Genomic DNA, 15,049 nt, shown 5'->3' with positions numbered 1-15,049 from the left:
AGCCGCAGATACCTCTAAAAACTGCAGTTTTTAGAGGTTCCCTTTTATTTTTTAACGATTGAATGGAGAAAATCCTCCATATCCGAACTGAAATAATTAAAAATTTCATTCCAATGGATTTTGCTCGAAAGAGCCGGATGCGGCGTTCCGTAAAATTCAATTTTTGACCGGTCTTTTATAAGCTGACCGACAAGCGGATCCGCGATGACTTTTCGGTATTTTCCCGAATTGAGCATGGCGCGAAGCTCGCCCTCGTTTTTGCAAACACGGTCGCCCGCCTCCGAATATTCTTCTGCCGCATTGTACAAAAAGGCCGCGTCGACATGAAATCCTCTATTCATACGAAGCAATCTGTTTCTAACCGCAAGGGCGAACACTTGCTCGCCCGCAACCAAAATATTTACCGAACTGCTTTTATTAAGTTCTTTATCGAGCGACATTCCGTTGCTTTCAAAATCCGACGGAACGGGCGGAACGCTTTCAAGCAGCTCTTTTACTCTAAGAATAAAACTCTTGTCCTTGTTTCCCAGCGGAAGCCCTGCGATAAACGGGATGCCGTACTTTTTTTTCATAAACCGCGCAACGTCCAGTCCACTGTAAGAAACGACGACATTCAATTTTGAATTTACGGAAGCTATAAGCGAGTCGATCGTCAATCCCATCGATAAAACAGAATTAACCGCAACGCCTTCTTCTTCAAACGCCTTTTTAAGGAATATGTCGTTTCCCTTATTCCCGAAGTCAAGCGGCGTAACGCCTACAAGGTTTATCGCCTTGATCTTAGGGACAAAAGATTCCGGCATAGCTGCAGGAACAAATTTTTTCAAAACCGCAATGAGCGCTTCGGAAATTCCTTTATCGTAATAGTCCAGCCCCTTCGTATCGAATCCCATGGAAGGAACGCCGGTGATGTTTTCAACTTCTTCGGCGATTCCCTTGTAGTCCGTGCCTATCACCATCGGAACGGGGCTGCCCAAAAAAGCAAAAAAATTCGGGCGTATGCTTTCGGCGGCTTTTACGATCATGTCGATATATTTGTCGTCTCTGCCTAAAACCGCGTCCATGTGACGGAGCCCCGAACAATAAACCGCCGATTTTGAACCCATCCAGCGGGGTTCGTCGTAACCGACGTAATTGCCCGTGCAGCCTGACGCGTCATGGATCACTATCATTCCGCCCATGTCGAAAAGGGCGGACGCTACGCCCGAGTAGTCCGGAGCTAAAGGCGGTAAGGTTATACACAGTTTACTCATATTATCAATCCGGCGTCATTGATCATTTTGTTAACGTCAGCTTCCTGCTCGTACGCTTTGATCATAAGGTCAGACAGCCTCGCGATGCCGTCAAAACCGTAGTTCCCAGCGTCGTCAAGAAAGTCCACAACGTGTTTGCTGCCGGTTAAATAGCCGGCGTCAAAACCTATACAAAGAAAATCCCTGCCCTTGTATTCGAATTTTACAGTATCGGGATGCAGCGGATTCATCACTTCAAGTTCGGGATAATTCAGGCGGAGCCATTCATAATTTGCTTTATCGAATTCCAAAACCTGATCGGCGCAGATCAACCGAACGTTAAATCCGCGCTGCAAAAGCACTCTGGCAAGACAAAACGGCGCCTTTATCGCCTGAAAATCTATCGCAATAGGAAAATCGCCTATTACTTTTTTTGCCGCTTTAAACGCGTTTTCGGCTTTTTCAATATCGCCCGTCATATCAGGCGGCGTCATATTCAGCTTGGCAAAAAGATTTAAATAAAAATCTTTTATTTCTTCAACGTCATAGGTTACAAACCGGATCAAATAAGGAATTTTAAGCCTTTCTTCCAATTTAGCGCCGGCTTTTTTTGCAGGCGGAGTTACAATTATGTTCAAGCAGGACTCCGCAAGGCTTTCAAATTCCTCAAAAGTTTTGCAATCCGTAATATGCTTAACCGTAAACCCCTGTGCCGCAGTATAACGGAACAATTCGCAGCTTTTGCTTACGGGCTCGTTATTTCCAAGCAAATTTATCTGTTTGGGATTTTTTTTTCTGCCTTCCGGCAGGAGACTGTAAATATTCAATTGAAGGCCGACCATGGGCGGAATTGCGGTGTCCATCTGAAAAGGATTCATGTGGCAGGAACGGAAATGAACGTCCGGATATTTTTCCGAAAGAATGGCGCATACGGCCTCGTGATCGGTTCCCAAAAGATCGTCAAGGCAGGAAACAAAGTAAAACAGAACTTTCGGGCGTTCGCCTAAAAATTCAAAAAGCTCTTCAACGGCATTCGGGATCATCTCTTCATAATTACCGGAGACAATGTCGCTTTCGTCGATAAAAAGATAAGATATTCTGTCTTTTACGCCTGCAAGCATTCCGCCTAAGGCGCCGTGCCTGCCGCAAGCGAATGGAGAAATAAAAAGCATCCGGCTTTCGGGAACCAGGGCGGCTACACGGATAACCCCCCAGCCGCCGTGGCCGGGAGATACATAGTGAAGACACTTATCGAAATTAGCGTTACAGCACTGCATCGTTTTCTTCTTTTTTAAGCGAGTCGCCTATCTTTTTTGCCAGTTCTAGGTAAACCCCTGCCATTTCGGATTTCGGGTACGCTTCGATAACGGTTTTCCCCTGATTTTCGGAATCCTGAACCGTCGCGCTTCTCGGGATTACCTGAATTATCGAACCGCCTATCTCTTTTAAGGCCTTATTTACCAATTCAACTTCATCGGCTACGTTTCGCGCGTTCAAAATAACGCCGGCATACCGAGCGTAGCCGCGCTTACCGAAATTGTTTATAGCGTGAACGATATTGGATGCCGCATATAAAGCCATCATTTCGCCTGACGTAACTATATAAACTTCGTCGGCATAGCCGTTTCGGATAGGCATAGCAAACCCTCCGCAGACGACATCGCCCAAAACGTCGTATAAAACTATATCCGGCTTATAGGTTACGTAGGCATCGAGCTCTTCGAGTTTATCGAACGCGGTGATAATGCCTCGTCCCGCACAGCCGATCCCAGGCGTAGGCCCGCCGGCTTCAACGCACAAAACGCCGTTAAACCCCTTAAAAACTATGTCGGCCAATGTTAGTTTAACGTTTTCGTTTTCGCGCAGCCGATCGAGCACCGTAGGGATTCTTTTTCCCCCCATAAGGTTTTTTACAGAATCCGATTTGGGATCGCAGCCGATCTGCATCACTTTAAAACCCAATGTGCTTAAAGCTGCGGACAAATTCGACGTAGTAGTGGATTTGCCTATTCCGCCCTTACCGTAAATCGCTATCTTTTTCATACACTGACTAACTTTTATTAGCTGCCTCTAATTCTTGAATTTTTTTTAAATAATGTCAATAAGCCGGAAAATTAAAACTCGATGTTTCACTGTCGGATTAAGCCGTTTTATAAAGACGCCGAAGACTCTACGGCTACGGCTTTTATACGGCGATTTATGCAAAGAGCCGGTACGTTTTCACGCCGAAGCAGTTTTTATAAACCAGACAGCTTTTTGTTCAAAAGAGCGGAAGCCTGATTCGGATCGGCCTTGCCGCAAGACTTTTTCATCACCTGCCCCATAAGCCATCCTACGACGTTCGTTTTGCCGCCTTTAAAATCAGCCACGGCTTTGGGATTTGCGTTTATAACGTCGTCGACGATCTTTTCTATCGCGTCCGCATCGCTGACCTGCTCAAAACCTTGTTCTTTGATGATAACGGAAGGAAGAAGATTTTTTTCAAGCATCAGGGCAAAGACTTCTTTTCCCTGCTTGCTTGTGATCTTGTTCGATTCCAGCGCATCCGCAAGCTCTGCGATGTGCAAAGGAGTAATTTCGATTTCGCCGACAGTTTGATTCTTTTCGTTCAACACCGCAAGGAGTTCCGAAAGTATGAGATTTGCGACGCGCTTTGCGCTTTTGGAATTTTTTGCCGCTTCTTCAAACCACATGGCAAGTTCGCGCGTTGAAGTTAGTGTTTCCGCGTCAAAATCGCTCAGGGCGAATTCCTTTTTAAAGCGCGTGCGCTTCGCTTCGGGCAGTTCTCCGACGGCCTTACGGGCGTCTTCTATCAAACTTTCGCTTACGCTGAACGGTTTTATGTCCGGTTCGACCACAAAACGATAATCTACAAAAGAATTTTTTGTGCGCATGACGGCGGTAACGCCCTTTTCTTCGTCCCAAGTCATGGTGTTTTTATAGCCCGGCTCGAATTTCTTTCTGTCAGTTTCAAATTCACGCAGCTGCCGTTCGGCCTCGTACGAGCAGGCTTCGCGTATCGCGCGGAACGAGTTTAAATTTTTAATTTCGGAAATAGGAGTATGGTAAAGTTTTCCGTTTTCCCAAATGTTAAGATTTATGTTTGCGTCGCAGCGCATGTTTCCTTCTTCCAGATTGCCTTTTGTGACGCGGACATAACGTAGAATTTCCTGCACCGTCTGCATAAAAAGAGACGCCTCGTCGGGACTTGAAATATCGGGTTTGGTAACTATTTCAATAAGAGGCGTTCCGCAGCGGTTATAATCTATATAGGAATGTTTTCCTTCAAAATGAAGCGATTTTCCTACGTCTTCTTCCAAATGAATGCGTTCTACGCGGACGCGGCGATAGCTTCCGTCGATAACGCAATTTTCGCCTTTAAAATTATCGGGCCTAAATTTTTTACCGCCGGGCCGCTCTTCTTCGGGAAAATGCGTAAAAGGCAAATCGACATATCCGTCCGAACAAAGAGGAATATCGTACTGGGTAATCTGATAACCCTTTGCCAAATCAGGGTAAAAATAGTGTTTGCGGTCGAATTTGGTAAAGCGCGCTATGCGGCAATTTAAAGCCTGCCCCGCGACGGCGCCGAGCTCAACATAGCCCTTGCTTACGCGCGGCATTGCGCCCGGAAGCCCCAAGCAAACGGGACATACCCGCGTATCCGGCATACCGCCGTAGCGGTTTTCACATGCGCAAAAAGCTTTTGTCGCGGTCAAAAGCTGCGTGTGAATTTCACAGCCTATCACTATTTCATATTTATCGATGCCCATAATATTCCTTAAATCTGCAGTATGCGGCACGGCGTTTCGCGCTATGCGTTCTACAGTATACAGAGTTTTTATTATTTGAACAATCTTTTAGGAGGCGGATTTTTCGCAGGCGGGGCGGCTGGGCGAATATTGATTATCCGTTTCGAAAAGATGCCCGCGAGACCTCTAAAAACACACATACGTCAAAAAAAAAACGCCGCACGGTTCGGTAAATAAAACCGGGCGGCAGCGTAACATGTTTCAAAACGCGTCATTTTATCGGACAAAGAGGAAGCTCTGATTAAATGCGCTCCTCGCTTTAATCGGCGCTTCCTTAGATACCCGGCGTCACCCGCCAAGGGCCTGTATTCCCGTATGAATCGGCTCGTATCCGAATATTTTCGGGATGAGCAAAGCGATACTTTCCGAATATGTAACAATGACCAAAACAACCAAAAGCGCAATGATAAACGGCCAAACCTGTTTGATAAATTTATCAAAGCGGCAGTTCACTATGGAACAAACCGTAAACATCATCGAACCGAACGGCGGTGTCAAACCTCCTATCATGATATTTACAATCAAAATTACTCCGAAGTGCAAAGGATCAACTCCGCGGCTCATGACGGCAGGCACTAAAAGAGGCGCAAGGATAATAAGGGCGGCACCGCCTTCTATAAACATGCCGACGACAAGAAGAACTAAATTGATCACCATAAGAAGCAGGAACTTGTTCTGCGTAAGCCCCAGCAGAGCCTTCGTAATCATTTCAGGGATTGATTCGCAAGACATATAAAAACCGAACACCTTCGCTGCGGCAATGATGATCATAACCGAACCGGTGCTTTGTACGGTTTCTTTCAGAATAAGAGGAATGTGCGAAAGCTTTAATTTTCCGTATGCGAACGCACCTATGACAAAGGCAAAAAGAACGGCAACTCCACCGGCTTCGGTAGGAGTACAGATTCCGATACGCATTCCGAGTATTATTACAAACGGAATACAAAGCGCAAATATCGATTTCCATGCTTGGCGCATAATTTCCAGAGGAGAAGCCATTCTGTCGCGGCTGGGAGCATAGTTGCGTTTTACGGCGATAAAATGAACCGCTATCATCATGGACAGGGTCATTAAGATGCCGGGTGTGTAACCAGCCAAAAACATGTCTCCTACCGCTACGTTTGCGATAAGTGCGTACATGATCAAGTTGTTTCCCGGAGGAATTACGGGGCTTACCGCCGACGAAGCTGCCGTGACGGCAGCGCTGAAATCCAAAGGCATACCCTTGTTCAGCATTGCGGGAACGAGAATCTTTGATTCCATAGCGGCGTCGGCGTTTGCGGAACCTGAAATTCCGCCCATGAGAGCGCTAAGCACGCAGTTTACCTGCGCAAGTCCGCCTTTAAGATGCCCCGCCAAAACTTCGGCAAAGTCCATAAGCCTGTCGCTCAATCCGGAATAGTTCATGACGGAACCGAGCATGATAAAAAACGGCACGGCAAGATAAGGAAACGACTCTACGGCCGAAACGAACTGCTGAATGACCAGGCTCGTCGGCATGTTATGGTTGATAAATACAAAATAATAAAGAGTCGAACCTATGAGAGAAAGCGCAATCGGCACGTTCATAAAGAAAAGGAAAAACAATACGAAAATAGGAAACATCGGGTGCGTAAAAATCATATATTTTCCTCCACAAGCAGAGACGGTTCCGGCCGCTTACCTATAAAAATAAGAATTTCACTTATCACGTTCTTTATAGCGTAGATCGTTATAAGAACGAATGAAAGAATTATACTTAAATTCAACCACTTATATGAAATCTGTAAAACAGGGGTTATCTTCTGGCTTCTTAATATGTACGCCGTCGAAAGCGACAACATTGTAGAAGTAATGATCAAAACAAAAACACTTCCGGCCAATCTTATAGTTTTTCTTACTTTTCCATGTGTAACTTGCAATAAAAAGTCTACACCCATCATCATCCTGTGTTTAAATGCACCCGCAGCACCAAGGAAAATTGTCCAAACAAAGCCGATTAAGGCAACTTCTTGATTCCAGAAAAATGTAAACCCCAAACAGTATCGGGTAAACACGTTTGCAATGGTAATAACTACAGTGCAAGCGATAAAAAAACCGCCAAGGTACAATTCAAAATTTGATAACAAATCTTTTTTATCGAATTTCACCGTTCTCTCCTGATCCTTCTTTGTATAACTAAAAATCTAAAAAGACACGCGCTTAAACGGTCTCAAACAAAACCGCACGCCCCGCAAACGAAGCGTACGGTTTTGCACCCGCAAAAACGTCTATTGTTTTTTTGCACGGATCTTTGCAAGTTCCGCCTGAATCTGATCAAAAATTCCGGGCGTCCATTTCGGGAACCTTGAATACACGGGTTTGCATGCCGCCGAAAATGCGGGGGTATCTACCTTGTTTACCTTTACGCCCACCGCCTCAAGTTTTTTAAGCATTTCGCTTTCCTGTGCAAGCGTATTCTTGTAAAGATCGTCGGCGCCGTTTTTAAATTCTTCGGCAATAATCTGCTGCTGTTCCTTTGTCAGCCCCTTCCAATAGCTTTCGGACATCGCTATACCGGAAACGGCGAGAATATGGTTCGTAAGAGAATAATTCTTTACGTTCTCATACTGCTTTGTTCCCCAGTATGTGGAAATGGAACCTTCAACTCCGTCTATAACTTTTTGCTGTATGGCGGAATACGTATCCGGGTAAGGCATAGCGATCGGAGTTGCACCGAGAGCGTCGAGAGTATATGAATAAATAGTTGACTCTGGAACGCGGATCTTAAGTCCCTTCATGTCGGCGGGTTCCGAAATAACCTTATTGGTCATCATGCTGCGGAATCCGAATACATAATCCAAGGAAAGAACGTGAATGCCTTTCTTTGCAGCTTTGGCGTTAAGATCCTGAACAAGCTTTGTCTTTGTCATAGCAAGATATTCCGCCATGTCCGCATAAAGGAAGGGGCCTGTTACGGCGTCATAATCCGGAACATATTCGGCAATAAAGTTTATACCGTCGCAGGAAATAACGTTTGCCCCCTGAGTGATCTGTTCCATGCAGTCCGCAGCCTTTGCATACGTAAGACCGGGGTACATTTTGATTTCAAGATTTACGGCCTTACCGCGTTCGTTAATGGCAGCCTCTACCCTTCTTAACGACATCGCCGTCTCTTCAGAGTCCAAGAATTTGGTTGCAAGAATAAGAGATTTCTTTTTTGGTGCGGCAAACGCAAGACCGGCAACGCTCAAAATTAAAAGGCCCGTAACGATCGATTTTACAAACTTTTTCATTATTATAATTCCTCCTTGCAGAATTATTGATTCCCAGAACTTTCTAAAATCACCATAGTCGTGTCTAAAAAACAAAAAGTGAAACAAACATACCGAGCCCTAAAACCATACTAATTTAAATAGCATCGGTAATAGAACAATCAGGTATCTGTTTCACTCTAAATCTCAAAAACAGAAACTATGGTTATATCTTTATGAAAGCGCTGGCTCTTAAACCTAAAAGAATGATAACACGAGATTATCCATAACGCAAGAAAAAAACAGCAGCATTTGCACTTCGTCATTTTATCGCGAGTTTGCCTTGCAAAATCGTAAGTGAGGCGAAGCCGACGGCGTTCTCGCCTAAAACGTAAAATTTTTCAAAACTCGAAATTTTCCAACCCCGCCCCGTAGTGTCCAACTGAATGGCGAGTTTTGAAAACAAGATGCTTAAGGCGAGGTTCCGGCGGCGTGACGCTTCGAGCGTTATACTTGCAGAATTCTACTCTAAAAGCTCGACCGCGGCGAAGCCGACGGCGTTCTCGCCGAAGGCGTAAAATTTTCAAAACTCGAAATTTAACCATAGTGTTGAACAAATCGCGTATTTTCAGTATTATCGTCAAATACGTTAAAAGACTTGGTTGTTTTGTTTATTTTTCAAGTTACTTTTATTGATACCATTTGTGAGAGGTAAGAGATATGAACTTTGATATTTCCAAAATGAGGAATATCGGTATTAGCGCCCACATAGACTCGGGTAAAACCACTCTGTCAGAACGAATTTTATTTTATTGCAACAAAATTCATCAGATTCATGAAGTTCGCGGGAAAGACGGTGTAGGAGCTGTGATGGACAGCATGGATCTGGAACGCGAGCGCGGAATAACGATCCAATCCGCCGCCACACAGGTTAAGTGGAAAGATATTACGATAAATTTGATCGATACTCCCGGACACGTGGATTTTACGATTGAAGTGGAACGGGCTCTCCGCGTTCTTGACGGCGCCATTTTGGTTCTTTGCGCCGTCGCAGGCGTACAGTCGCAGTCAATCACGGTCGACCGTCAGTTAAAGCGCTATCACGTCCCGCGCATCGCATTTGTAAATAAGTGTGACCGGCAGGGCGCAAATCCATTCCGCGTGCGCATGCAATTGCGTGAAAAACTGGGGCTTAACGCATACATGATGGAAATTCCGATCGGTCTTGAAGACAAACTCGAAGGCGTCGTCGACCTTGTAAGCATGAAGGCTCTTTACTTTGAAGGACCTTCCGGAGAAGAAGTCCGAACGGCGGAAATTCCCGCACACCTCGTTGACGAGGCAAAAAAATACCGCGCGGAACTTCTTGAAGCCGCTTCCAATTTTGACGACACTCTTATGGAAGCTCTCCTTGAAGAAAAAGAAATTCCGGAAGACTTACTCATCTCGGCAGTCCGAAAGGGAACCTTGTCGGAACAATTTGTAGGCGTTTTCTGCGGATCCGCTCACATGAACAAGGGAATTCAGCCTTTGCTTGACGGCGTTTCCAGATATTTGCCCAATCCAACCGAAGTAAAAAACTCGGCGCTCGATTTGGATAATAACGAAGCTGTGGTAGAGCTCGGTTCTTCCGCCGAAAAGCCGACCGTAGCCCTTGCATTTAAACTTGACGACGGTCAGTACGGACAGCTTACATATGTGAGAGTTTACCAAGGAAAAATCTCAAAAGGGCAGGAATTATACAATACCCGCTCACGGCAGAAATTTAAGGTGGGGCGTCTTGTACGAATGAACGCAGCCTCGATGGAAGACATCAATGAAGGCGTTCCCGGCGACATCGTAGCCTTGTTCGGTATTGAATGCGCTTCGGGCGATACTTTCTGCGGAGGCGGATTAAACTATTCCATGGCGTCGATGTTCGTTCCCGCACCGGTTATTTCCTTATCCATCACTCCTAAAGACAAAGCCGCAGCCAATCAGATGGCAAAGGCTCTTAACCGCTTTACAAAGGAAGATCCTACATTCCAAACTTATGTGGACCCCGAATCCAATCAGACTATAATAAAAGGAATGGGAGAGCTTCACCTTGCAGTCTATGTAGAGCGCATGAAAAGGGAATACAAGTGCGAAGTTGTTACCGGCGCTCCTGAAGTTGCATACCGCGAGTCGATCACTCAGCGGGCGGACTTCAACTATACGCATAAAAAACAAACCGGCGGCGCAGGTCAGTACGGCCGCGTAGCGGGATTTATCGAGCCTCTCGCAGACAAAGATTACGAATTTGTGGATGCGATTAAGGGCGGTACGATTCCCAACGAATATATACCGAGCTGCGACAAGGGCTTCCGCCGTGCAATCGAAAAAGGTACGCTCATCGGGTTCCCGATCGTGGGCGTAAAAGTTACGATAAACGACGGTCAATATCACCCTGTAGACTCCTCCGATATTGCGTTCCAGACGGCCGCCATCGGCGCCTTCCGCGAAGCGTATGAAAAAGCAAAACCCGTCATCCTTGAACCGATCATGCAGGTTTCCATCGAAGGCCCCACGGAATTCCAGGGTAATATGTTCGGTTTGATAAATCAGCGCCGCGGTGTTATAATCGACAGTACCGATGAGAATAACCAGTCTACGGTGAACGCCGAAGTTCCTTTGAGCGAAATGTTCGGATTTTCAACCGTTCTGCGGTCTTCTACGCAGGGAAAAGCTGAATTCTCTATGGAATTCCTTAAATACGGCCGCGTACCGAATAATATTTCCGAGGAGCTTAGAAAGGCTTATCTTGAAAAATTAAAAGCAGAGAATAAATAGGAGTTCAGATGGAAAAGTTAGACTACTACGATTATAGTCCCGTACGTATTTTCGATAAATGCACCGACGGTGGTTTAAAGACCGGTGAAATCGGTTTGGTAACGTCCAAAAAAGGACTCGGAAAGACGTCCGTTCTCGTTCAATTCGGAATGGACGAACTTGCGCAGGGAAAACATCTGGTGCATGTTTCCTTTGACCAGCATTCATCAAATGTGATTTCCTGGTATGAAAGCATATTTAACGAAGCCTCAAAGAGAAAAAATGTGGCCAACGCATCCGAATTAAAAGATAAGATGGTTCGTAACAGAACTATTTTGAATTTTAATCAGGAAAATTTTTCACTGCCGAAAGTCATAAACACTCTTAAAGCTTTAAATGAAGGCGGTATCACGGTTTCAGCTCTGGTCATAGACGGGGTGGACCTGTCAAAGGTGACCGTAGACGACATAACCGCCGTCGCCGACTTTACAAAAAAACACAATCTCATGGCATGGTTCAGCGCTACTGCGGAAGGCGGCGCCTTAAACGATTCCGTCCCGGCAGACTTGGAAAAGTATTTTGCGGGAGTAATTCATCTTTCGCCCAGGCAGGACGGCGTATATGTTTCCATACTGAAATTCCACGGTATGCCGGCAATTCAGGACGCGCTGAGGCTTGACGCAAAAACCCTGCTTCTGACCGAAAAATAATTTTTTTAACTACAAAATTTGCGTACGGGAAGAGTTACTTAACACATTCCTGACGCAACTATGGGGCTGTCCGAAAACGTAAGCTTTTGGGCAGCTTTTTTTTTACTCTTCCCTTGTTCAATGAGACGGCGCGTTTTGAAAAATGTGATACTTAAGGAGATAATCCGGCAGCGCGGCGCCCGCATTATTATGTAAAAGGGTGTTCTATCGTCATCTTGCATTCGCACTCCGGAAATTCCTTTTTCATTGCAGCCGTAATATAAGAACGTATCTCGTTATCGGAAAGCTTGCATTCGAAAGGTTTCGTCACTTCAAAGACGACTTTCGTTTTTTTACCTTCGCTTACGCAGCGCGCTTCATGAACCGTAATTCCGGCTTTAAGCTCTGAGGCGATTTCAGGAAGCAGCTTACGCACCTTAAGATTCTTTTGAGAATTAAAATCGATGGGATCGGCGTGAATCAAAACAATGCAGTTAAGTTCTTCCTGTATCGCCTTTTCCGCACAGTCGATAGCTTCATGAACTTTAAAGACCGACTCTTCTCCGGGAACTTCCACATGAAGTGTGACTATCATGCGCCCAGGGCCGTATTCGTGTACGACAATATCGTGAACTCCCTTGATTAGGGGAAATTTAAGCGCAGTTCTTTCAATATCGCGCACAAGCTGCTTTTGCGGAATTGTGCCTAAAAGCGGCGTAACTACGTCTCTCACCGCCTCGATTCCGTTTAGAAATATGAAAACCGCAACTATCATTCCCGCAATTCCGTCGATCATGGGAAAATCAAAATAGCGGTTTACCAATATGGAAAGAAGAACTACGAAGGTTGTAAGAGTATCGCTCAAACTGTCTTTTGCTGCGGCGGACATCGCAGCAGAATCTATCTTCTTTGCGGTAAAGCGGTTATAAGCGTACATGTACGTCTTTACGAGAATGGAAAAAACCAAAACCGCGCACGTCCACAGCCCGGCGTTTATCATCTTAGGCGAAAACAGCGACAAGACGGAAGATTTCATAAGCTCCAAACTTACCGTAATGATAAAAAATGCGATTGCAAGCCCCATAACGTATTCAAGCCGACCGTGCCCGAACGGATGATCTTTGTCGGGCTTTTTTGAAGAAAATTTAAATCCCACAATGGTAAGCAGCGAAGCCGCCGAATCGGAAAGATGATTAAAAGCGTCTCCTGTAACGGCGACGGATCGGGTTACGATTCCTACTATAAGTTTAAAAATAAACAGGAGCAGATTAAAAAAAAGCCCCAGAACGCCGCATAAAATCCCGTACTTTTCGCGCACGGCAAAATCAGAAGTGTTTTCAGGGTTTTCTATAAAGATTCTCACTAAAATTCCAAACATAAAACAATCATTTAACTTCAACCGCTGAAATTGTCGCGGTCTCGTTGAACGATCATATCACAAAATAAAAAAATTGTAAGCGCAGGTTTGAGGGCTAGGCAAGCAGTCCGGCTAAAGCGGAATTTGCAATTTCTAGCAAAAATGCCTAAAATTGAAATTGATACTAAAAAACAGTTGAACCGTAAAATCCCGCGCACCGCAAAACTGCTTATTGCAAATTATTCGGGGAGGAAACAATATGGAATACGCCGTAGCAGTCATCGACATAGGAATGACTAATAAAAAAGTTGCAGTTTATGACGCCGCCCTTAAACAGCTGGATGCGGCATACAAGACTTTCGAACCTCAAATCATAAAAAATCCCGTTACAGGGCAGGAACTGAAGACTCATAACCTTGGCGAAATGCAAAAGTGGTTTTTCGAGCAGATACGGTTATTCGCAAAAAAATATCCTATAAAGGCCATCGCGGTTTCCGCGCACGGAGCGACGTTCGTATGCACGGACAAAGAAGGCCGCGTCTGCGCTCCATGCATATTTTATACGGAAGAGCCGGGAACGGAATTTCAAAACGAGTTTTATGCCCTAGCAGGAACAAAGGAGGATCTGCAAAAAAGCACGTTTTCTCCTGCATTTGACGCGATGATAAATCTTGCAAAAGGAATTTTTTATCTGAAAAAATATTTTCCGGCAGAATTCGCAAAGACAAACAACATTTTGTTTTATCCGCAATACTGGGGATTTCTTCTTACGGGCGCTGCAGGCGTTGAACCCACATATGCAGGATGTCATACTTATCTATGGGATCATAAAATTCAATCTTGGTCAGACATAGCCGAAAAACTTGGAATAAAAAACTTATTACCCCCAAAATACGCCGGAACATGCAGCATTCTGGGAACTCTCACAAAAGACGCTGCAAAAGAGCTTGAGCTCTCGGCGGAAACCTATGTAACGATGGGAATTCACGATTCAAACGCTTCGATTCTGCCCTATCTCATAAAAGAAAGCGGTAATGATTTTGTCCTTAATTCTACCGGAACTTGGTGCGTCTCAATGCACCCGCAGGATTCCTTGGAACTTTATCCTGAAGATTTGGGAAAAACCGTCTTTTTTAATCAATCCGCGTTCGGTAATCCTATAAAAACATCTATTTTTCTCGGCGGAATGGAATTTGACACGTGGATCAACTGTTATAAAAACATAAACGCTACTCAGGCATTTCCTTCGTATACCGAAGAAGAAGTAAACAAATTGTTTAAAGATTGCGACACGTTTGTTTTGCCTGAAATTTTGCCGTCTACGGGACAGTTCACCGGTTCAAAGCCGGGAATAAGCGAAAAAGGGAAATTTTATTCCCTTAAAGAAATTCAATCCGGAAAAAACATCCCGAAGATCATAAAAAACGAAAAGGCCTTTTTTGCCGCCTTAAACGCTTCGTTGGTAATTCAAACGGAAACGGCTTTAAGGCGCTCAGGGCTTAAGCCGGGCACAAAAATTTTTACGGAAGGCGGATTTCGGAAAAACAAACTTTACAATTCTTTGCTCTCGTCCGCGCTAAGAGAAAACAAGACTTTCAGAACAAGCATGGAAGAAGCGACCGCAGCCGGAGCCGCTATCACCGCGATAATGGCCGCAACAAAACAGACTGCAGAAGAACTTTCAAAATCGATAAACATTAAATATATGCCTGACATTCCCGGCAATTTTATAGGATACGATAGATACAAAAAAAGATGGCTTGAATTGGTACAAAGGACTGTGCATTAACAGCGCACACGATGGTCGCTTTCCGGCACGGCGCAAACACGCATGTTCCGCCGTTATTTCGGACTTATTTTGGACGCTTTATTGACTAATTCCTATTATGATCTATAATAAATCATAAGTATTCATATATTATGTTTATTTTATGAATATTCATTCGAAAAATCAGAG

Annotated in this window: 11 protein-coding genes; 3 read left to right on the top strand and 8 right to left on the bottom strand. The window is 44.8% G+C overall.

Features of this window, described 5'->3' with window-relative positions:
* Positions 1-44 precede the first annotated feature (44 nt).
* From HRI96_RS02960 to HRI96_RS02930, 7 genes are all read right to left on the bottom strand, one after another.
* Positions 45-1,253: a nitrogenase component 1 gene (locus HRI96_RS02960; RefSeq protein WP_210118042.1), complete on the bottom strand. Its 1,209-nt coding sequence runs from the start codon at positions 1,251-1,253 to the stop codon at positions 45-47.
* Entirely contained in the window at positions 1,250-2,509 is a 1,260-nt protein-coding gene (locus HRI96_RS02955; protein ID WP_210118041.1) for a nitrogenase component 1, read from the bottom strand. Before HRI96_RS02955 ends, HRI96_RS02960 begins: the two co-directional genes overlap by 4 nt.
* Entirely contained in the window at positions 2,496-3,275 is a 780-nt protein-coding gene (locus HRI96_RS02950) for a nucleotide-binding protein (RefSeq protein ID WP_210118040.1), read from the bottom strand. The genes HRI96_RS02955 and HRI96_RS02950 overlap by 14 nt, the downstream gene beginning before the upstream one ends.
* Before the next feature lie 194 nt (positions 3,276-3,469).
* A complete protein-coding gene (gene gatB / locus HRI96_RS02945; protein ID WP_210118039.1) occupies positions 3,470-5,005 on the bottom strand; it encodes an Asp-tRNA(Asn)/Glu-tRNA(Gln) amidotransferase subunit GatB in 1,536 nt (511 codons plus the stop codon).
* Positions 5,006-5,332: 327 nt separating this feature from the next.
* On the bottom strand, positions 5,333-6,667 hold the full coding sequence (locus tag HRI96_RS02940) for a TRAP transporter large permease (protein WP_210118038.1): 1,335 nt from the start codon (positions 6,665-6,667) through the stop codon (positions 5,333-5,335).
* Positions 6,664-7,173, bottom strand: a complete 510-nt coding sequence (locus HRI96_RS02935; RefSeq protein ID WP_210118037.1) for a TRAP transporter small permease — start codon at positions 7,171-7,173, stop codon at positions 6,664-6,666. The genes HRI96_RS02940 and HRI96_RS02935 overlap by 4 nt, the downstream gene beginning before the upstream one ends.
* A 120-nt stretch (positions 7,174-7,293) precedes the next feature.
* The gene (locus HRI96_RS02930; RefSeq protein WP_210118036.1) at positions 7,294-8,298 is read right to left on the bottom strand and encodes a C4-dicarboxylate TRAP transporter substrate-binding protein; all 1,005 of its coding nucleotides are present in this window, start codon (positions 8,296-8,298) and stop codon (positions 7,294-7,296) included.
* Between the two features lie 678 nt (positions 8,299-8,976).
* Here HRI96_RS02930 and fusA point away from each other — a divergent pair.
* Together fusA and HRI96_RS02920 are read left to right on the top strand one after the other, a co-directional pair.
* Positions 8,977-11,067: an elongation factor G gene (gene fusA / locus HRI96_RS02925; protein ID WP_210118035.1), complete on the top strand. Its 2,091-nt coding sequence runs from the start codon at positions 8,977-8,979 to the stop codon at positions 11,065-11,067.
* 8 nt (positions 11,068-11,075) lie between these two features.
* Positions 11,076-11,756 carry an ATPase domain-containing protein gene (locus HRI96_RS02920; protein ID WP_210118034.1) on the top strand — a complete coding sequence of 227 codons (681 nt, stop codon included), beginning with the start codon at positions 11,076-11,078 and terminating at the stop codon, positions 11,754-11,756.
* A 187-nt stretch (positions 11,757-11,943) separates the two neighbouring features.
* On the opposite strand, the gene HRI96_RS02915 is transcribed toward HRI96_RS02920, so the two are convergent.
* Complete coding sequence (locus HRI96_RS02915; protein WP_210118033.1) at positions 11,944-13,113, bottom strand: cation diffusion facilitator family transporter; 1,170 nt, start codon at positions 13,111-13,113, stop codon at positions 11,944-11,946.
* Between the two features lie 238 nt (positions 13,114-13,351).
* Between HRI96_RS02915 and HRI96_RS02910 the strand changes: the two genes are divergently transcribed.
* Positions 13,352-14,881 carry an FGGY family carbohydrate kinase gene (locus tag HRI96_RS02910; protein WP_210118032.1) on the top strand — a complete coding sequence of 510 codons (1,530 nt, stop codon included), beginning with the start codon at positions 13,352-13,354 and terminating at the stop codon, positions 14,879-14,881.
* Positions 14,882-15,049: the final 168 nt, after the last annotated feature.

This window comes from Treponema parvum (assembly GCF_017893945.1).
In the GTDB taxonomy this organism is placed as follows: domain Bacteria; phylum Spirochaetota; class Spirochaetia; order Treponematales; family Treponemataceae; genus Treponema_D; species Treponema_D parvum_A.
The sequence above is the reverse complement of the archived record's forward strand: the minus strand, read 5'-3'. Positions and strand labels throughout refer to the sequence as shown.

Excerpts from the sequence above, each read along its gene's own strand:
- HRI96_RS02960 (WP_210118042.1), bottom strand. The coding sequence starts at position 1,253 with ATGAGTAAACTGTGTATAACCTTACCGCCTTTAGCTCCGGACTACTCG.
- HRI96_RS02955 (WP_210118041.1), bottom strand. The coding sequence starts at position 2,509 with ATGCAGTGCTGTAACGCTAATTTCGATAAGTGTCTTCACTATGTATCT.
- HRI96_RS02950 (WP_210118040.1), bottom strand. The coding sequence starts at position 3,275 with ATGAAAAAGATAGCGATTTACGGTAAGGGCGGAATAGGCAAATCCACT.
- gatB (WP_210118039.1), bottom strand. The coding sequence starts at position 5,005 with ATGGGCATCGATAAATATGAAATAGTGATAGGCTGTGAAATTCACACG.
- HRI96_RS02940 (WP_210118038.1), bottom strand. The coding sequence starts at position 6,667 with ATGATTTTTACGCACCCGATGTTTCCTATTTTCGTATTGTTTTTCCTT.
- HRI96_RS02930 (WP_210118036.1), bottom strand. The coding sequence starts at position 8,298 with ATGAAAAAGTTTGTAAAATCGATCGTTACGGGCCTTTTAATTTTGAGC.
- fusA (WP_210118035.1), top strand. The coding sequence starts at position 8,977 with ATGAACTTTGATATTTCCAAAATGAGGAATATCGGTATTAGCGCCCAC.
- HRI96_RS02920 (WP_210118034.1), top strand. The coding sequence starts at position 11,076 with ATGGAAAAGTTAGACTACTACGATTATAGTCCCGTACGTATTTTCGAT.
- HRI96_RS02915 (WP_210118033.1), bottom strand. The coding sequence starts at position 13,113 with ATGTTTGGAATTTTAGTGAGAATCTTTATAGAAAACCCTGAAAACACT.
- HRI96_RS02910 (WP_210118032.1), top strand. The coding sequence starts at position 13,352 with ATGGAATACGCCGTAGCAGTCATCGACATAGGAATGACTAATAAAAAA.